The sequence below is a fragment of the Candidatus Binatia bacterium genome (assembly GCA_036493895.1).
Lineage (GTDB): Bacteria > Desulfobacterota > Binatia > UBA1149 > CAITLU01 > DATNBU01.
The window spans coordinates 22,494-44,120 of record DASXOZ010000041.1; the positions used below are offsets into that span (position 1 = coordinate 22,494).

Annotated in this window: 17 protein-coding genes; 1 reads left to right on the top strand and 16 read right to left on the bottom strand. The window is 67.5% G+C overall.

The window, feature by feature from the left end; genetic code table 11:
* The first annotated feature begins 7 nt into the window (after positions 1-7).
* A complete protein-coding gene (gene thiE / locus VGK20_10100; GenBank protein ID HEY2774384.1) occupies positions 8-652 on the top strand; it encodes a thiamine phosphate synthase in 645 nt (214 codons plus the stop codon).
* A gap of 8 nt (positions 653-660) precedes the next feature.
* Here the strand turns inward: thiE and dnaB are convergent, their stop codons facing one another.
* The 16 genes from dnaB to VGK20_10180 form a co-directional block, all read right to left on the bottom strand.
* Positions 661-3,528, bottom strand: a complete 2,868-nt coding sequence (gene dnaB / locus VGK20_10105) for a replicative DNA helicase (protein ID HEY2774385.1) — start codon at positions 3,526-3,528, stop codon at positions 661-663.
* Positions 3,529-3,756: 228 nt separating this feature from the next.
* The gene (locus VGK20_10110; protein ID HEY2774386.1) at positions 3,757-4,509 is read right to left on the bottom strand and encodes a helical backbone metal receptor; all 753 of its coding nucleotides are present in this window, start codon (positions 4,507-4,509) and stop codon (positions 3,757-3,759) included.
* A 58-nt stretch (positions 4,510-4,567) separates the two neighbouring features.
* Positions 4,568-5,752, bottom strand: a complete 1,185-nt coding sequence (locus VGK20_10115) for an acetyl-CoA C-acetyltransferase (protein ID HEY2774387.1) — start codon at positions 5,750-5,752, stop codon at positions 4,568-4,570.
* Positions 5,753-5,852: 100 nt separating this feature from the next.
* On the bottom strand, positions 5,853-6,257 hold the full coding sequence (locus tag VGK20_10120; GenBank protein HEY2774388.1) for a cobalamin B12-binding domain-containing protein: 405 nt from the start codon (positions 6,255-6,257) through the stop codon (positions 5,853-5,855).
* A 46-nt stretch (positions 6,258-6,303) separates the two neighbouring features.
* Positions 6,304-7,917 carry a methylmalonyl-CoA mutase family protein gene (locus VGK20_10125; GenBank protein ID HEY2774389.1) on the bottom strand — a complete coding sequence of 538 codons (1,614 nt, stop codon included), beginning with the start codon at positions 7,915-7,917 and terminating at the stop codon, positions 6,304-6,306.
* A 224-nt stretch (positions 7,918-8,141) separates the two neighbouring features.
* Positions 8,142-10,034: a sulfatase gene (locus tag VGK20_10130; GenBank protein HEY2774390.1), complete on the bottom strand. Its 1,893-nt coding sequence runs from the start codon at positions 10,032-10,034 to the stop codon at positions 8,142-8,144.
* A gap of 24 nt (positions 10,035-10,058) precedes the next feature.
* Positions 10,059-11,015 carry a class II fructose-bisphosphatase gene (glpX, locus tag VGK20_10135; GenBank protein ID HEY2774391.1) on the bottom strand — a complete coding sequence of 319 codons (957 nt, stop codon included), beginning with the start codon at positions 11,013-11,015 and terminating at the stop codon, positions 10,059-10,061.
* Positions 11,016-11,053: 38 nt separating this feature from the next.
* Complete coding sequence (gene thrC, locus VGK20_10140; GenBank protein HEY2774392.1) at positions 11,054-12,106, bottom strand: threonine synthase; 1,053 nt, start codon at positions 12,104-12,106, stop codon at positions 11,054-11,056.
* A 38-nt stretch (positions 12,107-12,144) separates the two neighbouring features.
* On the bottom strand, positions 12,145-13,476 hold the full coding sequence (locus tag VGK20_10145) for a homoserine dehydrogenase (GenBank protein ID HEY2774393.1): 1,332 nt from the start codon (positions 13,474-13,476) through the stop codon (positions 12,145-12,147).
* A gap of 50 nt (positions 13,477-13,526) precedes the next feature.
* The gene (gene lipA / locus VGK20_10150; GenBank protein HEY2774394.1) at positions 13,527-14,453 is read right to left on the bottom strand and encodes a lipoyl synthase; all 927 of its coding nucleotides are present in this window, start codon (positions 14,451-14,453) and stop codon (positions 13,527-13,529) included.
* A gap of 90 nt (positions 14,454-14,543) precedes the next feature.
* Positions 14,544-16,694, bottom strand: a complete 2,151-nt coding sequence (recG, locus tag VGK20_10155; protein HEY2774395.1) for an ATP-dependent DNA helicase RecG — start codon at positions 16,692-16,694, stop codon at positions 14,544-14,546.
* 53 nt (positions 16,695-16,747) lie between these two features.
* Positions 16,748-17,890: an NAD(P)/FAD-dependent oxidoreductase gene (locus VGK20_10160; protein HEY2774396.1), complete on the bottom strand. Its 1,143-nt coding sequence runs from the start codon at positions 17,888-17,890 to the stop codon at positions 16,748-16,750.
* On the bottom strand, positions 17,887-19,632 hold the full coding sequence (locus tag VGK20_10165) for a fatty acyl-AMP ligase (GenBank protein HEY2774397.1): 1,746 nt from the start codon (positions 19,630-19,632) through the stop codon (positions 17,887-17,889). Before VGK20_10165 ends, VGK20_10160 begins: the two co-directional genes overlap by 4 nt.
* Positions 19,629-19,868 carry an acyl carrier protein gene (locus tag VGK20_10170; GenBank protein HEY2774398.1) on the bottom strand — a complete coding sequence of 80 codons (240 nt, stop codon included), beginning with the start codon at positions 19,866-19,868 and terminating at the stop codon, positions 19,629-19,631. Before VGK20_10170 ends, VGK20_10165 begins: the two co-directional genes overlap by 4 nt.
* Complete coding sequence (locus tag VGK20_10175) at positions 19,865-20,551, bottom strand: isoprenylcysteine carboxylmethyltransferase family protein (GenBank protein ID HEY2774399.1); 687 nt, start codon at positions 20,549-20,551, stop codon at positions 19,865-19,867. Before VGK20_10175 ends, VGK20_10170 begins: the two co-directional genes overlap by 4 nt.
* The gene (locus VGK20_10180) at positions 20,548-21,627 is read right to left on the bottom strand and encodes a 3-oxoacyl-[acyl-carrier-protein] synthase III C-terminal domain-containing protein (GenBank protein HEY2774400.1); all 1,080 of its coding nucleotides are present in this window, start codon (positions 21,625-21,627) and stop codon (positions 20,548-20,550) included. The genes VGK20_10175 and VGK20_10180 overlap by 4 nt, the downstream gene beginning before the upstream one ends.

Below are 21,627 nucleotides of genomic sequence, written 5' to 3' on the forward strand. Positions count from 1 at the left end.
CAGCGCGGTGCGCCTTCCCGCGCTCTACCCCATCGTCGACGTCCGCGGGGACGGCGCCGATAGCTGCGACGCCGCGCTCGCGCTCGCCGAAGAGATTGCGAGCGCGGGCGTCAGCCTGCTTCAGTTGCGAACGAAGCACCTCGGCGCGGGCGCGATGACCGCTCTTGCCGAGCGGATCGTGGAACGCACCGGCGCCCGTGTCATCGTCAACGACAGGGCCGACGTGGCGGCAGCCAGCGGCGCGGCCGGCGTCCACCTTGGCGACGAGGACCTGCCTGTAGCGGCCGCGCGAAGCGTGCTGGAAGCGGGCGGTCGAAGCGGCATCGTCGGCTACTCGACGCACAGCGTGGCGGAGGTGATCGCGGCCGGCTCGCTCGCAGCCGACTACCTCGGCTTTGGTCCCGTGTTCGAAAGCCCGACCAAGGCCGGTGTGCGCGACGCGCGAGGAATCGAGCTGCTGGCGCAGGCGTGCCGCGCCGTGAGACTGCCGGTAGTCGCCATCGGCGGCGTCACGCTCGAGAACGCGCCCGCTTGCTGGAACGCCGGCGCGGCCAGCGTCGCCGTGATCAGCGAGATCGAGCGTTCGACGGATCGCGCGGCGCTCGTCGCAGCGTATCGTGCCGCCGCGCGAAGCGCCGGGTTGTCCGTCTAAAGCCCCGCTCAGTTGGCGTCGTAGCCGCCGCCACCTGCGTAGGCCGCTCCGGCGTCCTCGCGCGAGCTGAAGTTGCGGAAGCGCGCGAACGCTTTCTCGAACATCAGCCTCACCGTGCCGGTGGGGCCGTTTCTCTGCTTGGCGATGATGATCTCGGCAACGCCGGGCTCGGCCGTGTCGGGGTTGTACTGCTCGTCGCGGTACAGGAACACGATCACGTCGGCATCCTGCTCGAGCGCGCCCGACTCGCGAAGGTCGGCCATTCCGGGCCTCTTGTCCGCGCGCATCTCGACCTGGCGGTTGAGCTGCGACAGCGCGACGATCGGTACGCTCAGCTCCTTGGCCAGGGCCTTGAGCGAACGCGAGATCGTCGAGATCTCCTGCTCGCGGTTGTCTTCTCCGCCGCCGCGCATGAGCTGCAGGTAGTCGATGATGATCAGGCCGAGCCCGGCCTGCGGATCGTGCTTGAGGCGGCGGCATTTCGAGCGGATCTCGAGCACCGTCTGGGCCGCAGTGTCGTCGATGTAGATCGGCGCGCCGCCGAGCTTGCCGGCGGTCAGCGCAATGTTCTTGATGTCGCGGTCGTGCAGGCGGCCCGAACGAACCCGCGAGTTGTCGATCTCGGCCTGGGAACAGAGCATGCGCATCACGAGCTGGTCGCTCGACATTTCCATCGAGAAGACTGCAACGCCGATGCCGCACTCGCCGGCGGCATATTCGGCGATATTGAGGCAGAAGGCCGTGTTGTGGACGCAGACGTCGTTGGCGACGAAATTGTGAGTTCCGTCGACGGTAAGGTCGTACACCTGGGCGCTTCCCACGGGCTCGATGTGTACGATCGGATCCCAGTAGACGTCGCTGGTCGCGATGTCTTGCAGATTGGAGTCATCGACGGCGCTCGCGATCGCCTGCAGCCGCTTTCGCGACACGGATCGACCGACGTGCAGGTTCGAAACGTCAGTGAGGCCCATGGCTGCGCCTATCTCGGACCAGCTGGCGCCACCCCTGGCGCCCTCCACGAGGCGCCATACGCCGCGCGGCACGACATCGCGGAACGCCTTGTCTCGCCGGAGCGCGCAGGCATGGCGGACCCGGTCGAGCGCGCCCTCCTTGCCGAACATTCCGATCTGATCGACGAAGGTCAGGATGGAGGCGCGATCGGTGATGTCGATCTGCCAGGCGACCCGGCTTCCACCCTGGTAACGAACCCGCCTCTGGCGAAGCCGGCCGATGACACCGAAGCGCAGCAGCAGATGCTGCACCTGGCGCGCCATGCGCTCGCTGACGGTACAGTACCCGAGCTGGGACTGGCCGGTCGCCAGGACGCTGGCCCACCCGTCCGTTGCGAAGAGACGATTCAGGAACGACGCGAGCTCGTCGGGGCGAAGCTGGAACACGATGTCCGGCACGAACTTCTCGTGCGCCGATGCACCGCGCAAGCCCAGCTCGTCGAGCCAGCGCACCAGGTCGTTGCCGCTCGTCACGGTCGCGCACTCGGCGTCAGGAGCGAGGTCTTCGTAGCGAACGGCCAGCGCTCCGCACAGCTGCGACACCCGCATCGGTGAGGGAGCGGTCACGCCGCGACACCAGTTCGAAATGGAGGCCGGAGAGACGCCGATCTCCATCGCAACGGATCTCGCGGAGCGGCTCCCCGCCATCAGGGATCGGCGGATCGAAATTCCCAGGCGCTCGCGCCTTTGCTTCATGGTCTCGCGATCCGCGGCGATGCGGACGGTTCTCGCCCGCGTCCGTGAGCCTTCCTCGCAAGTGCGAAGCCCGCCAAAATCCTCGACGCATTCGGCAAAATCGTCCTGCAGGCGCGAGTTGGTGTTTGTGAAGCGAATCGAGGTCCCGCCGAGCGTTCCGTCGCCGAGCAGGTAGCCGAGAATCTTTGCCCTCGCATCTCCGATGGACTGGCGACCCGCCACGGGGATGCGCCTCGGAACCGCGATGGAATCGCCCGCGCGAATCTCTCCGAGAGGTTTCCAGCCGTCGATGGTGAGGAACGGATGGCTGAGCGTCGTCCGCACCCGTCTGCCAAGGCGCGTCGTCACCTCGAACAGCGGCTTCACCCCGTCATCGACGAACGCAGACGGCGGCGCTGGCTCGAGCCGCCAATGGTCGTTCAACGTCCACAGCGTGCCGGAGCGCTCGCGTACGATGTCTTCGAGCCTGCGAACCCTGCCGTCCTCCAGGACGATCTCCGAATCGGCCGCCAGGCACTTTCCCATGCTTGGCCGCCCCGCGACGATGATGAGGTCCGACGGCTGCAGCCCCGCGGTCTTGTGGTCGAGATCGTAGTAGCCGGTAGGCACGCCGGTGATCTCGGACTTGCGCTCGTAGAGCTGCTCGATCCTCTCGACGGTGCCGCTGATCAGGCTGTCGATACGGCGCAGCGCCGTGCCGGCGTGATCGGAAGAGAGCTCGAAGATCGCCGATTCCGCCTTGTCGAGAAAATCACGCGTGGAGCCGCGAGACTCGTAGGCGCCGCTGAGTATCTCCGTCGACGTCCGGATGAGGCGGCGCAGCGTCGCCTTGTCGTGCACGAGCCGCGCGTAGTGCGAGACGTTCGCCGCCGTGACGACCCTGTCGGCGAGCTCGACGAGGAAGGCCGTGCCTCCGATCCGCTGAAGCTCGCCGGTCTGCTTGAGGGCATCGGTGACCGTGATGACGTCGGCCGGACGGGCCTGCCCCTGCAGCGCGCTGATCGCCGCGAAGATGCGCGAGTGCCGCTCGACATAGAAGTCGGACGCGACGACGAGGTCGGCGACTCGGTCGAACGCGTCGGAGTCGGTCAGCAGCGCGCCGAGCACGGACTCTTCGGCTTCCTGGCTGTGGGGCGGAACGCGGGTGAAGGCGGTTTTCTGCTCGTCCATGGCGGCGTCAGGATGCGGCAAACCGCGCCCCAAGAACATTCCATTGCTCGCATCAAGCCCGCGATCTCTGCACATCGCTGTGGACAACCGCGGCCAAATACCCGTCGCCGAACGCCGTCCGCCGGGGAGGCCATGTGCGTTGTCGAGAAAGATTCGTTCCCGGCTCCGCCGTCGCCGCGAAAGGCCGAAGACCACCGGCCGCGAATCAGGTCGCCAGCAGCCGCGCGGTCAGGGCGTCGCGTGCACGAGCGAGGACAGCCGCGCGAGCGCGGCGGGAATGCGCGGCCCGTACCAGGCCAGGTCCTTGCCGTCGACCAACAGGAACCGCGAGCGAATACCGGCGCTGCGAAGCTCCGCGGCGTGCTTGTCCTCGAACACGTAGGGCTCGTCGGGCAGGATCGTAAGCACGGGAGCCACCTCGAGGATTTCTTCGATCGTGATCTCGAAAAAATCGCTCCCTTCCCGATCGCCGAACACGTTCTCGCAGCCGCACTGCGCAAGCACGTCGCCGATATAGGTCTGGCGACGAAACGACATGTAGGGACGGCGCCAAATCGGACAGAACGTGCGCACGCCCGCGCCGGCCGTCGCGTTGAGCTCGCGTGCGGCGTGCAGTGCGCGGCGGCATCGCACGGCAAGCGCAGCGCCTGCCGCCTCGGCGCCGCACGCGCGGCCGAGCGACTCCAGCATCGCTGCCGCCTCCTCGATCGTCGTCGGGTGCGTCACGTGCAGCACGAGGCCGGCCGCTTCGATCTCGCGGCAGTCCTCGAGCCTGTTCTCTTCCTTGTTGACGACGACGAGATCGGGACGAAGCTCGATGATGCGGGAGACGTCGGGGTTCTTGGTTCCACCAACGGTCTCGATGCCGGCGACGACTTCAGGCGGCTCCGTGCACCAGCGGGTGCGGCCGACGACGCTGCCGGCAAGACCGAAGTCGATCAGCGCCTCGGTGAGACTCGGGACGAGAGAGACGATGCGCATAAAAAAGGCGGCGCCGTCCTTCTTGAAGGCCGGACGGCGCCGCCTGCGAAACAGGCCGTCAGACCCTCTCGATGACCATCGAGATGCCCTGCCCTCCGCCGATGCACAGCGAAGCGAGGCCGAGGCTGACGCCCCGATTCTTCATCGCGTGAAGCAGAGTGATCAGGACGCGCGCGCCGCTGGCACCGATCGGATGGCCGATGGCAACCGCGCCGCCATTGACGTTCACCCTGGCGGCATCGATCTTGAGCTCGGCCAGTACGCCGAGCGACTGCGCGGCGAATGCCTCGTTCAGCTCCCACAGGCCGATGTCTTCCTTGCGGATGCCGAGTTTCTTCAGCACTTTTTCGGAAGCCGGCCACGGGCCCATGCCCATGATCGCCGGATCGACGCCGGCAGCCGCTGCTCCGCGAATGATCGCGAGCGGAGTGAGCTTCTCGGCTTTCGCGCGAGCCTCGCTCATCACGACGACAGCTCCGGCGCCGTCATTGATGCCCGAAGCATTGCCGGCAGTCACGGTGCCGTCCTTCTTGAACGCCGGACGCAGCTTGGCCAGGGTCTCGGCCGTCGTGCCGGCGCGCACGTACTCGTCCTTGGTGACCTTGATCGGATCGCCTTTCTTCTGCGCGATCTCGACGGCGAAGATCTCTTCGTCGAACGCGCCGCTGGCCTGGGCGGCGGCCGCCTTGGCCTGGCTCGCCGCCGCGAACTCGTCCTGGGCCTCGCGCGAAATGCCGTACTTGGCCGCGACGTTCTCGGCGGTGATGCCCATGTGCGTGAACGTGAGCGGGCACGAAAGACCGTCGGCGATCATCGAGTCGATGATCTGGTCGTGGCCCATGCGGTATCCGGTGCGCGCCTTGGCCAGGAGGTACGGGGCCAGCGTCATGTTCTCCATGCCGCCGGCGACGATGCACTCGGCATCGCCCGCGACGATGGCCTGCGCTGCCAGCGCGATCGCTTTCAGGCCCGAGCCGCACGCCTTGTTGACGCCGTAGCTCGGCACTTCCTTGGGAACACCGCTCTTGATGGCCGCCACGCGCGCGGGATTGAGGCCGAGGTTGGCCGCCAGCACGTTGCCGAGGATCACCTCGTCGACCGAGGCGGCGTCGATTCCGGCGCGGCGGATCGCTTCGGCGACGGCGAGTCCTCCGAGCTCCGGTGCCGGCTTGTCGGCGAAGGCGCCCTGGAAGCTCCCGACCGCGGTGCGTGCTGCGCTGACGATGACTGCTTTGCTGCTCAAGACCCTGGTCCTCCCTGTCGTGGGGCCCGTGCCCCGGATTGCGTGCGGGTCGAAACGATGCCGCCGGCTTGCGGGCCTGCCGCCCGCGCGTCCCGCGCCGTCAGGCGCGAGCGTCGATGTTGGTGCGGATCCACTCGACGATGTCGCGAGTGCTCGCACCCGGCGTGAAGATCTCCTTTACGCCCAGCGTCTTCAGCTCCGCGATGTCTTCTTCCGGCACGATGCCGCCGCCGAAAACCGGAATGTCGCCGACGCCTTTCTGCTTCATTAAGTCCAGAATGCGCGGAAACAAGGTCATGTGGGCGCCCGAAAGGATCGACAGCCCCACGCAGTCGACGTCTTCCTGCACGGCGGTCTCGGCAATCATCTCCGGCGTCTGGTGAAGTCCGGTGTAGATCACCTCGAAGCCGGCGTCGCGCAGTGCGCGCGCGATGATCTTCGCCCCACGGTCGTGACCGTCGAGGCCGGGCTTGGCCACCAGGATTCTCAGTACTTTTTCCGACACTTGTCCCGTCCCTGTGATTGTCCGGCGCAGGCCTTGCCCGCGCTGCTCAGATCGTCGCCGGATCCTGGTAGATCCCGAAGACGTTGCGGTAGACGTCGGAGATCTCTCCGACGGTGACGCCGTCCCGGACGGCGTCGACGACGTGCGGCATCAGGTTGCGGTCCTCGACCGCCGCACGGCGCACCTCTTCGATGCGGGCCGCGACCTTCTTCGCGTCGCGCGCCGCCTTGAACGCCTTCACCTTTTCTCTCTGACCGGCTTCCAGCGCGCGATCGATGCGGAGGATCTCCAGCGCCTTGCCCTCGTCCATCACGTAGCCGTTGACCCCGACGGTCACGTACTCGCTGTCGTCGGTGGCGTGCTGGAACGCGTAGGCGGCGTCCGCGATCTCGGACTGCGGATAGCCGATCTCGATCGCGCGCACGATTCCGCCGAGCTCGTCGATGCGGCGGATGTAGTCCGCGGCCTCGCGCTCCATGCGATCGGTCAGTGCTTCGATCGCGAAACTGCCGCCGAACGGATCGACGGTGTTCACGATGCCGCTTTCTTCGGCGAGGATCTGCTGAGTACGAAGCGCGACGGTGACGGCCTCCTCGGAGGGCAGCGCCAGCGTCTCGTCGAGGGAGTTCGTGTGGAGCGACTGCACGCCGGCGAGAGTCGCCGCAAGAGCCTGGATCGTCACGCGCACGACGTTGTTGAGCGGCTGCTGAGCGGTAAGCGACACTCCCGAGGTCTGGGCGTGGGTGCGCATCAGGCAGGCGCGGTCGGTCTTTGCGCCGAAGCGCTCGCGCATGATCTTCGCCCACAGGCGGCGCGCCGCGCGGATCTTGGCGATCTCCTCGAGGAAATCGTTGTGTACGTTGAAGAAGAACGACAGGCGCGGGCCGAACTCATCGGGGTCGAGACCGCGATCGACGGCGGCCTGCACGTAGCCGATGCCGTCGGCCAGCGTGAACGCCAGCTCCTGGACGGCCGTCGAGCCGGCCTCGCGGATGTGGTAGCCGCTGATCGAGACCGGATGCCAGCGCGGCACCTCGTTCATGCAGAACTCGATCATGTCGGTGACGATGCGCAGCGAAGGCTCGGGCGGGCAGATCCACTCCTTCTGCGCGATGAATTCCTTGAACATGTCGTTCTGGATCGTGCCGCCGAGCTTCTTCCACGAGCAGCCCTGGCGCTCGGCGACGACCAGGTACATCGCGAGCAGGATCGACGCCGAACAGTTGACGGTCATCGACGTAGTGACTTCGTCGAGGCGGATGCCGTCGAAGAGCACCTGCATGTCGGCGATCGTCGAGACCGCGACGCCTTCGCGGCCGACCTCACCTTCGGCGCGGGCGTGGTCCGCGTCGTAGCCCATCAGCGTCGGCATATCGAAGGCCGTCGACAGCCCGCCGCCGCCGGCGGCCAGCAGGTACTTGAACCGCGCGTTGGTATCGGCCGCACTGCCGAAGCCGGCAAACTGCCGCATCGTCCACGCCTTGGTGCGGTACATCGTCGGATAGACGCCGCGCGTGAACGGGTACTGACCGGGCTCGCCGACCTCGCCGGCAGCCTGCCCGTCGCGGTAGCACTCCTCCAGTTCCATGCCGGAGATCGTCGCGTGCCGCGGCCTTGCCTGACGCGGGTCGATGTTTCGTGCCGAGTTGGAGTCGCGCATCGCCTTCACCAGTAACTCCTTCCGGCACCGCCGCCACCCTCATCCGGCGGCGAAACGGCTGCTGCCGCTACGCTGCCACCAGGAACGGGCGCATCCGAAGGACGGCGGAGCATAGCCGGGAGGGTACCCCGGGACAATCGGTCAAGTGGGCGCCGCACGGAGCGAAATGGCTTGCTGCGGGAGGCCTTGCGGTCGTTTGGCGGGCCCGGCGCCGCCGTGCGGGATTACTGCCAGTACCCGAGGCCTTTCAGCCTCTGGATTGCATCGGCGCTGAACGGAGCGGCCGCCGAGTTGTGATGCCCCAGCGAGTTTTCCCAGACGTCGACCGACACCTCGAGCTTGTCGGCGATGTCGCGATGCTCGGCCGAGACGTCGTGCTTCTCGCCTGGATCGGCTTCCAGGTCGTAGAGCGCCGACGTCTTCTTGTCGCGGTCGACGATGAGCTTCCAGTGGCCCTGGAACGCTGCGCGAAGGTTCGCGTCCCTTCTCGTCTCGCTGATCAGCAGGCGGTCCATCGGCGCCGTGCTGAGCGGCTTGCCGTCGATCGGCTCGCTCTCGGGGAACGAAGCGCCTGCGGCCGCGAGGATCGTCGGCGCGATGTCCATCGTGCTGACGCGGGTGAGAACGTTCGTCCCTGCCCCGTCGCCACCGGGCATCTTGACGATCAGCGGGACGTGCAGGAGTTCCTGCCAGACCGTGCGGGCATGGCCGATGTAGTGGTCGCCGCGGTCGTTGAACGCCTCGCCGTGGTCGCCGACGAACACGATCAGCGTGTTGTCGTACAGGCCTTTCGCGCGAAGATGATCGAGCAGCTGCCCGATGTACTGGTCGGTGTACGCGATCTCCGAATCGTAGGCGGCCGTGACCCAGTCGACGTCCGCCTGCGTCAGCGAAGGCATCGAAAGCGTGAACTCGGTGTGGGACTCCTGGTCGCGCATCGGCCCGTCGTAGACGTAGTCGAACTTGAACTCCGGGTGCATGACGTACGCGAAGTGGGGATCGAAGTAGTGCAGGTAGAGAAAGAACGGCTGATCGCCGTTCTCGTCGAGCCACGCGATCGCGTGGTCGGTCAGGTCGCCGGAAGTGACGTCCATCTGTCCGGCAGCAAGCGAAAAATCCATCCACTCGAACCCGGCATCGAAGCCGACGCTGCGCCCGGCAAACGTGTTCGACGTGATGGCGTGGGTGCGGTAGCCGCGGTTCCTCAGCACCTCGGCCACCGTCACTTCCTTCGGCGCGAGGTAGGCGGGGTGCTGGCCGTAGCCGAGGCGCCGCGGATAGCGCGACGTCAGCATCGACGCCACCGACGGCGTGGTCCACGGCGCCGTGCTGACGGCGTTCTGGTAGACCACCGACTCCGTTGCCAGGTCGTCGAGGTGAGGACTCGTCTCGCGCGTCTCGTAGCCATACATGCCGAGGTGGTCCGCCCTCAGCGTGTCGCAGATGATGAACACGATGTTCGGAGCCTTCTCCGGAGGCTTCGGCGCATCGAAGCCCAGCAGCAGGATCGACGGCAGCAGCACCAGCGTGGGAACCAGGGCCCAGCGCCGCAGCTCGAGCGTCCTCGAAGCAAGGCGGGCGCCGGCAAGCGGATGGGCGCAGCGCCATCGCCACGTGAGCCACCCGACGATGCCCCACAGCGCCGTCATTGCCATCAGCGACTGCGGCACCGAGATGGAGATGAGGAACGCGTAGTCGCCGATGTGGTCTCGCACCACGCTGAAAATGGATCCGTCAGTGAGGAACGGCAGCCAGTCCTTCTCGTTCTGCACCGTCAGGCGGCGAAACGTAGGAAGGACAAGCTGCTGGAGCGGGTACAGGAACAGAACCCACGACAGCACCGCGGCAACGATGCGGTGACGTGCCGTGAGGGTACGAGGCGAGGTCGCATAGGCGAGCGCGATGCCGCCGAAGGCGAGCACCTCCACGATGTAGATCGAGTCGATGACGAACGTGAGCGAGTAGCTGGCCGCCATGAACCAGAGGCCCTGGGCCAGCCACTGCTGCTTCTCGACCTCGGCGTAGGCGCGAAAAGCGGCGAGCACCGGCGTGATCGTCACCACGGGTACCGAGACCGCGACGCACTCGCGCACCAGCTTGCGAAGCCAAGTCGGCATGGAAACGACTTTCGACCCTCTCCTTCAGTAGCTCGGCTTGTAGTCGAACTTGTGGATGGTCTCGAGGTGACGCACCGTGCGCGACTGCGATCGCATGACGACGGAATGGCTGACCGCTCCGCCCTTGAAGAACTTGACGCCCTTGAGGAAAGTTCCGTCGGTGACGCCGGTGGCGGCGAAGAGCACGTGCCCGCGCACCATCTCCTCGACTCCGAGCTTGCGCGAGGGGTCCTTGATTCCGAGCTGGTAGAGCTCGTCGCGCTCGGCATTGCTGCGCGGGACAAAGCGGCACTGCATGAAGCCGCCGAGGCCCTTGAGTGCCGCTGCGCTGAGCACGCCCTGGGTTGCGCCGCCGGCTCCGAGCAGCATGTCGACTCCGGCACCGTCGCGCGCAGTCGCCATCGCGGCGGCAACGTCGCCGTGAGGGATCAGCCGCACTCGCGCGCCGGCTTCACGCACCTGCTCGATCAGCACGTCGTGGCGCGGGCGGTCCAGGATGACGACGGTCAGGTCCTCGACGTAGCAGCTTCGCGCTTCGGCCAGGCGTCGCAGGTTCTCCGACGGCGAGCGGTCCAGGTCGACGACGCCGAAGCCGTCGGGGCCGGTCGCGATCTTGTCCATGTAGGCGCCATCGGGGCAGCGCAGGATGCAGCCCGGATCGGTCAGCGCCATGATCGACATCGCGTTGGGGCCGCCGAGCGCGCAGGAGACTCCGCCTTCGAGAGGATTGACGGCGACGTCGACTTCGACGCCACCGCTGCCGAGCCTCTGGCCGCTCGCCAGCAGATCTCCGCTCGTCTGCGCAGGATCGCCGAGCACGATGGCGCCCTGGAACGCGCCGATCGACGAGAATGCGTGGTGGATGGCTTGCGCAGCGAGGCGCACGGGACCCGTCTCGTCGCCGCGCCCGTTCTCGCGCGCCGCGGCCAGCGCCGCCGCCTCGGTGACGCGCACCAGCTCGAGTGCCAGGTTCCTTTCCATCTGTGATCGATCCGGCGCCGGCCGTCAGTTGCCGGCGTTCAGATTTCCATCGCCTCCAGGACACGACCGAGATCGGCCGCCACCCTCACAGGCTCGGGACAGGATCGGATCGCGTTATGCGGATCCTTCAGGCCGTGTCCCGTGAGCGTGCAGACTACCACGGCTCCGTCTTCGATGCGCTTCGCGTCGGCCAGCTTCTTCAGGCCGGCGATCGATGCTGCCGATGCGGGCTCGGCGAAGACCCCTTCCGTCGATGCGAGCAGCTTGTAGGCAGCCATGATCTCGTCGTCGGTGACCATGTCGATGTCGCCCCCGGACTCGTCGCGGGCAGCCTCGGCTTTCTTCCAGCTCACGGGATTGCCGATACGGATCGCGGTGGCCACGGTCTCGGGCTCGCTTACAGCGTGGCCGAGCACGATCGGCGCCGCGCCCGCGGCCTGGAAGCCCATCATCTTCGGGCGGCTCGCGGTTACGCCGTCGCGGAAATACTCGCCGTAGCCCATCCAGTACGCCGTGATGTTGCCGGCGTTGCCGACCGGCAGGACGTGGTAGTCGGGAGCGCGGCCGAGAGTGTCGCAGATCTCAAACGCGGCGGTCTTCTGGCCTTCGAGGCGGTGGGGATTGATCGAGTTGACGACGGTCACTCGCCGCTGCTCGGCAACGCCCGAGACCATTCGGTAGGCATCATCGAAATTGCCTTTGACGGCGAGCACTTTCGCGCCATGAATCACCGCCTGGCTGAGCTTTCCCATGGCGATGTTTCCATCGGGGATGATCACGAAGCACGCAAGGCCGGCCCTGGCCGCGTACGCCGCCGCCGACGCCGAAGTATTTCCGGTGGAGGCGCAGATCACCGCGGTCGCCCCTTCGGCCACCGCCATCGTGATCGCCATCGTCATTCCCCTGTCCTTGAAGGAACAGGTTGGGTTGAGGCCCTCGTACTTCACGTAGACGCGCCCTTTGAGCCCGAGGCGCTCGGCCAGGCGCGGAACTTCGATGAGCGGCGTGTTCCCCTCGAGCAGCGTCACCGGCTCGATGTCGCCCACGGGAAGGCGGTCTCGGTAATACTCGATCAATCCGGGCCAGCTCATCGTGTTCTCCACTGCGCGAGCGGCGCCAGGCTGCGCCGTCACGACTCCTCTCCAAGCCGTTCCTCGACGCGAATCGCCACCGGCTGGGCGCGCACCTCCGAAAGCTTCGCGATGCGCGCCATGGCCTTCTGCAGCGCCCCCTCGCGCGCACGGTGAGTGCGCATGACGACGGGAACGGCGCCGCGGCTCGGCTTTTCGTGCTGGGCAACGGTGGCGATGCTTACGCCGGCCCTTGCCAGCACCGCCGTGATCTTCGCCAGGGCTCCCGGCTTGTCGCTCAGCTGAAGCCGCACGTAGTGCTCGTGCTCGATTGCGGCCATGTCGACGACTCGTGCCTTGGCCAGCGCGGCCGAAGGCAGGCCGTACGGCGGAACCTGGGGCGGCCGGCCTTCGAGCAGGCAGCGGCCGGCATCGACGATATCGGCAACGACGGCGGTGGCCGTCGGCATCATGCCGGCCCCGCGCCCGTAGTAGATCGAGGTGCCGAGCGCATTGCCGCGCAGGCAGACGGCGTTGAACGCTCCAGAGACCTTGGCCAGCAGGTGGTTGTTCGGCACCATCGCGGGGTGAATACGCGCCTCGATTCCCTTGTTGGTTTCACGAGCTACGGACAATAACTTGATCGTGTACCCGAAGTCCCGGGCATAGGCCATGTCGACGCCGCTCACGTTGCGGATGCCTTCGACGTGGACCGATTTCGGGTCGATCAGCTTGCCGAAGGCCAGCGCCACCAGGATCACGAGCTTGTGCAGGGCGTCCAGGCCGTCGATGTCGTAGCTCGGGTCGGCCTCGGCCAGCCCCATCTTCTGGGCCCTGGCCAGTACCTCGGCGAACTCGCCGTTGCCGGCGGCCATCTCGGTCAGGATGTAATTGCAGGTGCCGTTGACGATGCCGTAGACCTCGAGATTGCGGTCGGCCGCAAGCGACTCGCGCAGCGCACGGACGATCGGGATGCCGCCGCCCACGCTGGCTTCGAAGCCGAGAGCGACGCCGGCCTTCTCGGCGGCAGCGGCCAGTTCGAGGCCGTGGGCCGACAGCACCGCCTTGTTCGCGGTCACGACACTCTTGCCGGCCTTGAGCGCTTCGAGCTGGAAGCTGAGAGCCGGCTGCAGCCCACCGATCAGCTCGACGACGACGTCCACCGAAGGATCGTGGATCAGCGCCCTGGCATCGGTCGTCATCAGCGACTTGTCGATCTTGACGCCGCGGTCGGACTTGAGGTCGAGGTCGGCGATGCGCGCCAGGCGAAGCGGCACGCCGAGGCGCGCGCGAAGGCCGGTCGCGTGGTCGCGCAGAATGCGCACGACCCCGGTCCCGATGGTGCCGAAGCCGATGAGCCCGACGCCGATGTCTTTCTTCGCTACCGCCATGATTTTTGCCGGTCCGTAGACGCCGATCCGTCGCCGGCCAGCCGCCCTGACTATCCCGGAAGTTCCGCCGCTTCCACAGCCGGCGCGGCCGGCGGCGAGCCTTCGGCCATCGCCGCGTGAAGCCGGTCGGCGCGGTACGACGATCGCACCAGCGGCCCCGCGGACACTTCGGCAAAACCGAGGCTTCGTGCGACCGATGCCAGGTCGTCGAACTCGGCGGGCTCGTAGTAACGCGCAACAGGACGCTGCTCGCGGGTCGGCCGCAGGTACTGGCCGATCGTCACCAGGTCGCAGCCGGCGCGGCGCAGGTCGGCAAGCGACTCGACGATTTCCTCGCGGGTTTCGCCGAAGCCGACCATGATTCCGGATTTGACGGCGCCACGTCCCTTTCCCGATGCGATCTGGTGCGCGAGGCGCAGCACGTCGAGCGAGCGCTCGTAGCGGGCGCGGCCGCGCACCTCGGGCGTAAGGCGTCGCACGGTTTCGATGTTGTGCCCGAAGACATCGGGAGCGGCACGCATCACCGTCTCGACGAGCTCGCTGCGACCATTGAAATCCGACGTGAGCACCTCGACCTCGACGCCGTCGATTCTTGCGCGCAGCTCTTCGATCGTTCGCGCGAAATGGCCGGCGCCCTCATCGTCGAGATCGTCGCGCGCGACCTGGGTAAGGACGACGTACCGAAGGCCGAGCGCGGCGGCGGTGTCCGCGACGCGCACCGGTTCGAAGGGATCGGGCGCCGCGCCGCGTCCGGTCGCAACCGAGCAGAACGAGCAGCGCCGCGTGCAGTTGCCGCCGAGCAGCATGAACGTCGCCGTGCCGGCCGAGAAGCACTCGCCGATGTTCGGGCAGCGCGCTTCTTCGCAGACGGTGACCAGCCGGCCCTTTCGAAGGCGCCGCTTGAGATCGTCGGCCTCCGACAGCCGGCGGTGCTGGCCGATCACCCACGGGGGCAGCCGTTGCGTCTGCGCGTCCACCCTCCGCTTATAGAAGCCCGCCCGGCAGCCGCAAAACGGAGCCTGCGCAAAAAGCGCCGTGGCCGCACCGACGCGCGGGCCTGGGTGCCCTCAGCCCACCTCCGCGAGGTCGAGCAGATCCTTCCAGCGGGAGTCCAGAACCCGGCGAAGCTCGCGGGATTCGGCCTTTTCGAGGCGAGGATCGCCGGAGAGCCACGAAAGCGCCTCCTGGCGCGCGAGCGTGAGCAACTCACCGTCGCGCACGAGGTTGGCGGCGCGCAGAGCCGGGACTCCGGCCTGCCTCGTGCCGAGATATTCGCCCGGTCCGCGCAGCTTGAGGTCGGCCTCGGCGATGGCGAAGCCGTCGCCGGTGGACTCCATGACCGTCAGCCTCTCGAAGGATTCGCGGCTCTGCCCGACGTCGGCGACCAGGCAGCAGAACGACTCTTCGGTTCCCCGCCCCACCCGCCCGCGGAGCTGGTGGAGCTGGGCCAGCCCGAAGCGCTCGGCATGCTCGACGACCATGATCGTCGCGTTGGGGACGTCGATGCCGACCTCGATCACGGTCGTTGCGACCAGCAGCTGCAGCTCACCGGCCTTGAAGCGGCGCATGACTGCGTCTTTCTCTGCAGCTTTCATGCGACCGTGCAGCAGGCCGACGCGAAAATCGCGAAACGGTCCCTGCTGGAGCTGCTCGGCCGCGCTCGTCGCATCCGCGAGGTCCATCGTCTCCGATTCCTCGACCAGCGGATAGACCACGTAGCACTGGCGACCCTCGCGCATCGCTGCGGCCATGCGCGTGTGGAGCCGCGCCCTTGCGGACGTGCGGATCACGCGCGTCGTCACCGGCAGTCGTCCCGGCGGGAGCTCGTCGAGGACGCTGACGTCGAGATCGCCGTACAGCGTCAGCGACAGCGTGCGCGGGATCGGCGTCGCCGACAGAAGCAGCGTATCGGCGCGTGCCGCCGACGTCCCGTCGGCGCGCGTCGCCGACTGGATCTTCTGGCGCTGCACGACGCCGAAGCGATGCTGCTCGTCGACGATCGCAAGACCGAGCCTGGCAAAGCCGGTCGCTTCCTGGATCAGCGCGTGGGTGCCGATCACGAGGCCGGTGTGGCCCGCCGCGATCGCTTCGCGTGCCTCGCGCGCCGCAGCAGCCTTCATGCTGCCGGTCAGCAGGCGTACGTCGATGCCTTCGGCATCGGCCCAGCTTTTCATCGTCGCAAAGTGCTGCTCGGCCAGCAGCTCGGTCGGTGCCATCACGGCCACCTGGTAGCCATCCACGACCGCCTGGAGCGCGGCAGCGAAGGCAACGACAGTCTTGCCGCTGCCGACGTCACCCTGCACGAGGCGGTTCATCGGCTCGGGTCGGGCCATGTCGGAGGCAATCTCGTGCGTGACCCTTTTCTGCGCGCGCGTGGCCTGGAACGGAAGGCGCGCGAAGAACGCCTTCAGCCGGTCGTCGTGGCGCGCGATCGCGACGCCGCTCTGGCGCCGGCGGGCAGCCTTGCGCAGCGACATGCCGATCTGCAGCGCGAACAGCTCTTCGAAGATCAGGCTTCTGTGTGCCGGGGTGCGCGACTGCGCCAAGGCATCGATGTCGGCGTCGGAGGGAGGCTCGTGCACGTACGTCAGCGCCGAAGCGATAGGAAGGAGATCGAGGCGGCCGCGCACTTCTTCGGGCACCGCACTCTGCATCGTCGCGGCGTGCGTATGCGTCACCTGCGCAACGACGCGGCGCATCGCCGACAGCGGAAGGTCGCCGGGCTTCTGGTAGACGGGCAAGATGCGTGCGATGCTGCGTGCGACCGCGCCCGCCGCGCCGGCGAGATCGCTTCCGTTTTCCGCGCCTTCCAGCTTGTCGATTTCGGGATGAACGATCTGCAGCCCGCCGCGCGGCGCCGCTTCGACGCGTCCATGCACGAGCCACGTCGCGCCGTCCTTCAGGCGATCGCGGAAATAGGCGGTCTGCTGGAACCACAGCAGCTCGGCCCATCCGCTTTCGTCACTGAACAGCGCATGAAGAATCGCACCGCGACGTCCCGGGCGGCGGTGCTCGCGCACCGAAGTGATGCGGCCGACGAGCGTCGCGTCACCCCCTGGCGCCGCCTCGCGCAGCGTAGAGATGCGCCGCCTGTCCTCGTAACGGAACGGAAGGTGGAACAACAGGTCTTCGAACGTGCAAAGGCCCGCCTTCTCGAGCATCTCGCCGCGCCGCGGACCGACGCCTTTCAGGAATTGAACGGAATCCTCCAGCGCCACGTGCCGTCACCCCGACCGGCAGCGTCGCTCGCTGCCAGCAGAAGAGGAATCCTCTACCCGACGCGCGGGGTCGAAGTCGAACCGCTCCCCTGCGTCCGGGCGGCGCTGGTCACGCAGTCTGCTTCAACGGGCAACGCCGGCGTCACGTCGCCTTCGGAAAGGCCGTCGAGAATGCGATCGAAGAGCCACGGTGACCGGCAGAGCACAGGCATCATCAATCCCGAAAGAGCAGAGCGGCGCAGCGCGAGCAGCGCGCTCGTGCCCCACCAATACCGGCGAACCAGGCGCCGCCAATGTCTGTCGTACGCGGCCGCCTCTCCGCGGCGGATCGCCGCCACCGCGGCAATGGCAGAGAGGAACCCGAGCCGGAGGCCCTCTCCGGTGATCGGGTCGAGATACCCGGCTGCATCGCCGACCAGAAGGACGCGGCCGCAGGCGACGCGCGAGGATCTCTGCTCGAAAGGCCCGGCTCCGCGCGGCGTCGACGTGGTCTCGGCTCCTTCGAGGCGCGCGCAAAGCTCGGGATAACGGGCAAGGAGCCCCTGCATCGTCACCGCTCCGTTCCTGCTGCGCTCGTCGAACAGCATCGCAACGCCGACTTCGTCGCCGGCAACCGGTGTCACGTACGCTTCGGACAGCGGGTGCAAGTGCACCTCGACGAAATCGCTCCACGGCGCAACGCGAAAGTGCTGGCGCAGTCCGAAACGTGGCGACCCGCGCCGCGGCGCCAGCTCGAGCCCGAGCCGGCGGCGCACGACCGAGCGCAGTCCGTCGCACGCGACGAGGTAGCGGGCCGCGTGCCCGTCTACGATGACACCCTGCTCGTCCTGCACGATCTGGTTCACGCGATGCGCGATCACGCGGATTCCGAGCTCGCGCGCACGGCGCATGAGCGCCCCGTGCAGCTCGGTGCGCCGAATTCCCCACCCCGGTCCGCGCGAAAAACGACCGTCCACCCTGCGCTCGCCTTCGACATAGCGAATTCCGGCGAACTCCCGTTTTCGCGACACGCTGACGCCCGCGCGCAAAAGGGCCTCGACCGCCGCAGGCATCAGCCCTTCACCGCACGCCTTGTCGAGAACTCCCGGCCTGGCCTCGAGCACGGCGACGTCGAGCCCCGCGCGCGCCGCTTCGATCGCTGCGTAGAGGCCGACCGGACCGCCGCCGGCAACCAGCACGTCGCGTCGCTCGGTCACGTGTCGTCCTGGCCCGCTCCAAGGCGGCTTCGAACGTAGCCGACCGCGCTGCGCAGCATCGCGCCGCCGAGAGTTCGCGCGTTGACGGCCGCCGGAGCGCGCAACTCTCCGCTTCTTGCAAGCCGCAAGGTTTCGCCGCGGCGGATTTTTCCGGAAGAAGTGCGCGGCAGCGTGCCGGGCTCGAGCACGAGCACCTCATCAGGTGAGACCGAGCAGGCCGCCATCACTGCGCGCCGGCACTCCTCGGCCATTCCGTCGCGGGCCTGCCTCGCTTCGACGAACAGCAGCAGCCTCTCACCGCTCTCGCCGATCTCCGCGACCGCGGCTGCGCACCCGGTACGAACGCCGGGGACCGCGTCGACGGCGCGCTCGAGATCCTCCGGCGCGAGGTTGTGACCTCGAAGCACCAGCAGGTCCTTCGCACGGCCAGTGACGTAGAGTCGACCGTCGCGCAGGAATCCAAGGTCGCCGGTGTCGAGCCAGCCTTCGGCGTCGATGGGCGCATCGTCGCGGCCAAAGTAGCCGCTCATTACCGAAGGCCCGCGCACCTGGATGCGGCCGACGCGATTCTCGCCGACGTGGCCGCCGGCATCGTTGCGGATCCTCACGGCGAAACCCGGCAGCGGCTCGCCGCAGCTCACCCACTCGCTTCCGTCCGGATCCGGCTGCACGATACCGAGCGCGATCCTTGCAGTATCGAAACGCTCGCTGCGCCAGCGCGTCCCCGGCCTGGTGAATGTCACCGCCAGCGTGGCTTCGGAAAGTCCGTAGACCGGCATCAGCGCATCGTCGCGGAATCCCCAGCGCGAAAAACGGCGCTCGAATGCCCGAAGCGTTGCTGCCGCCATCGGCTCTGCGCCGTTCATTGCCATCCGCCAGCACGCCAGGTCGCAGCCCTCCAGCTCTTCGTCGCGGATGCGATCGACGCTCAGGCTGTAGGCGAAGTTCGGTGCCGGCGACGTCGTGCCGCGGTATCTGGAAATCGCGCGCAGCCAGATCGCAGGCCGGGCGAGGAAATGTTCGGGAGGAATCAGCGTCAGCGGGCCGGGCCCGAGCAGTGCCGGCAGCAGACAGCCGATCAGCCCCATGTCGTGGTACAGCGGAAGCCAGCTCACGCCGCCCGGATCGTGGCCGAGCTCCGGCGGCAGAAGATGCAGGATCGCGTCGGTGATGCGCTGGCCGTTGGCGAGCATCTGCGAGTGGGACAGCGCCACCGGCTTGGGATCGGTCGTGGTTCCCGACGAGAACTGGATCATCGCGATCTGGTCGGCGCGCGACGGCGCAGCGGCAGCTTCACGGCCGTCGCGAAGCCCGGCCACGCTGCGCACACCGAGACGCGGACGGTAACGGGCCGCGGTCTCCCCGAGGATCCGTCCGATGCGCGAATCGGTGTACAGGACGGCCGCACCGGCGGCTTTCAGCATCGCGGAGGTGCGCTCGTGGTACTCGCCGAGGCGACCAAGGCGCAACGGCGGATAGAGCGCCACCGGGATCGCGCCGATCCACTGGGCAGCGAAGAACAGCTCGATAAATTCGGGACAGGTCGGAAGCACGATGGCGACGCGCTCGCCGCGCCGGATGCCGCTGTCGAGCAGGGCCCCGGCCGTGGTCGCGACGCGCCGGCGAAACTGCGCGAACGGCAGCCAGCTGGCTTCCTCGTGCCGGTCGAGAAACCGGAAACCATAACGGTCGCTGTCGGATCCGGCAGCGGATTCGATGACGTCGGCAAGGGTCACGCTCATGCCTGCTCTCCGGTCTTTTCGACGATGCTGCGCAGCAGGTCATCGAAGTCCCGGATGGATTCTTCGTCTTCCGGCTCGAAGCAGATGTGGAAATGGTCCTCGATCGCGACGACGAGCGACATCCGCTGCAGGGAATCGAAATGGACGTCGAGACCGCCGTCGGGGACAGTGCCTTGCCAGCGCAGCTCGTCGCGCAGGATTTTCTCGACTTCTTCGCGCACGCGTTCGGGATTCACGCTGGGGTTTCCTTCTGCGCGGGCCCGAGGCCCGCGTTTGTCTGCGCGGGCCCGAGGCCCGCGTTTGTCTGCGCGGGCCCGAGGCGCGCGTTTGTTTGCGCAGGCCCTAGGCCTGCGTTTGTTCGCGCGGGCCCGAGGCCCGCGTTCGTTCGCGCGGACTGGCCGCCCGACTCCGGTTCGAGCAGGCGCAGGGCAGCGTCTTCCGATTTCACGCGAGCGCGAAGCAGCAGCGCGTTGCCGACGGTGAACGCCGCGGCGGTAAGCCACGCGCCTCCGACGGCCGGAAGCGCGAACCCTTCGCAGACGACCGCGACGTAGTTCGGGTGTTTCAGCCACCGGTACGGTCCTCGCGCTACGCGGCCGAGGCCCGGCACGACGATGACTCTCGTGTTCCACTGGCGACCAAGCGTCACGATGCACCACCAGCGAAGAGCCTGGCAGGCCGCAGCGACTGCCAGCGCCACCGGCCACAATACCGGCAACTGTGTACGGCCGCGCAGCAGCGGCTCGAGCACGCAGCCGGCGAGAAACGCCGAATGAAGAGCGACCATCGCCGGAAAATGACCGCGGCCGACTTCGCGTCCGCCGCGCTCGAGGCTCCACCTTGCGTTCGAGTTGCTGACCGCGATCTCGATCGCGCGCTCGAGGATCGTCGCGACCAGCAGTGCGTAGTAAAGGCTCACCACTGCACCAGCACGAGCTCGGAGCAAAAGCCCGGTCCAAGCGCGAGCAGCAAGCCGAGGGTATCCGGCTGCGGCCTGGCCTCTTCGATTGCATCGCGAAGGACGAACAGGACCGAGCTGCTCGACATGTTGCCGACTTCCGCGAGCGATCGCCTCGTCAGCGCGAGCTCGCCGGCGCCGAGACCGAGGCTCTCCTCGAACGCATCGAGGACCTTGGGGCCGCCGGGATGACAGATCCACGAGCGGATGTCCTGGCGAGCCACACCGTGCTCGTCCAGGAATCCGTGGACGTCGTCGGCAAGGTAGCTGCGCACGACATCGGGCACCGATGCGGAAAGCACGATGCGGAAGCCTCCGCTCGTGACGTCCCAGCCCATGACGCGCTCGGTATCGGGATAAAAGCGCGACCGTGACGCGAGCACGCGAGGTCCGCGCGCGCCGAGCCGCTTCGATCTGGCGGAGCCCGCCATCACGACCGCGGCGCCGCCGTCGCCGAACAGGCCGCTGGCGATGAGGTTCGGGATCGACAGATCGTCGCGCTGCAGGGTAAGCGAGCAGAGCTCGAGCGACACGAGCACCGCGACGTGATCCGGCCACGCCAGCAGGTAGTCGTGCACGCGGGCGATGCCTGCTGCACCGGCCACGCATCCGAGCCCGAACACGGGAATCCGTTTGACGTCGTTTCTCAGGCCGAGCCGGTTGACGAGCCTCGCATCGATCGAGGGCACGGCAATCCCCGTCACGCTCGTGAAGAAGATGCAGTCGACGTCGGATGCCGCGACGCCGGCTTCCTCGAGCGCGAGCGCGAGCGCACGCGCCGCGACGTCCGTGCCGACTCGCACGTAAGCGTCGTTGGCACCGCCGAATCCGTCCAGCGCAGCATAGTCCTCGATCGGCAGCGCCAGGTGGCGCCCACCCACGCAGACCGAACGGTGCAGGCTGTCGAGGCGCGCGGGGTTGTGGTGCTGTTTCCCCCAGAACAGGCGCAGCGCGTCCAGCAGCTCTTCCTGGCTGTAGTGGTGGGGCGGATGCGCTCCCGCAACCGAGACAATCGAGCTGTGCCTGCTGTCGTTCAT

Excerpts from the sequence above, each read along its gene's own strand:
- dnaB (HEY2774385.1), bottom strand. The coding sequence starts at position 3,528 with ATGGACGAGCAGAAAACCGCCTTCACCCGCGTTCCGCCCCACAGCCAG.
- VGK20_10110 (HEY2774386.1), bottom strand. The coding sequence starts at position 4,509 with ATGCGCATCGTCTCTCTCGTCCCGAGTCTCACCGAGGCGCTGATCGAC.
- VGK20_10125 (HEY2774389.1), bottom strand. The coding sequence starts at position 7,917 with ATGCGCGACTCCAACTCGGCACGAAACATCGACCCGCGTCAGGCAAGG.
- VGK20_10130 (HEY2774390.1), bottom strand. The coding sequence starts at position 10,034 with ATGCCGACTTGGCTTCGCAAGCTGGTGCGCGAGTGCGTCGCGGTCTCG.
- glpX (HEY2774391.1), bottom strand. The coding sequence starts at position 11,015 with ATGGAAAGGAACCTGGCACTCGAGCTGGTGCGCGTCACCGAGGCGGCG.
- thrC (HEY2774392.1), bottom strand. The coding sequence starts at position 12,106 with ATGAGCTGGCCCGGATTGATCGAGTATTACCGAGACCGCCTTCCCGTG.
- VGK20_10145 (HEY2774393.1), bottom strand. The coding sequence starts at position 13,476 with ATGGCGGTAGCGAAGAAAGACATCGGCGTCGGGCTCATCGGCTTCGGC.
- VGK20_10165 (HEY2774397.1), bottom strand. The coding sequence starts at position 19,632 with ATGAGCGTGACCCTTGCCGACGTCATCGAATCCGCTGCCGGATCCGAC.
- VGK20_10180 (HEY2774400.1), bottom strand. The coding sequence starts at position 21,627 with ATGAACGACAGCAGGCACAGCTCGATTGTCTCGGTTGCGGGAGCGCAT.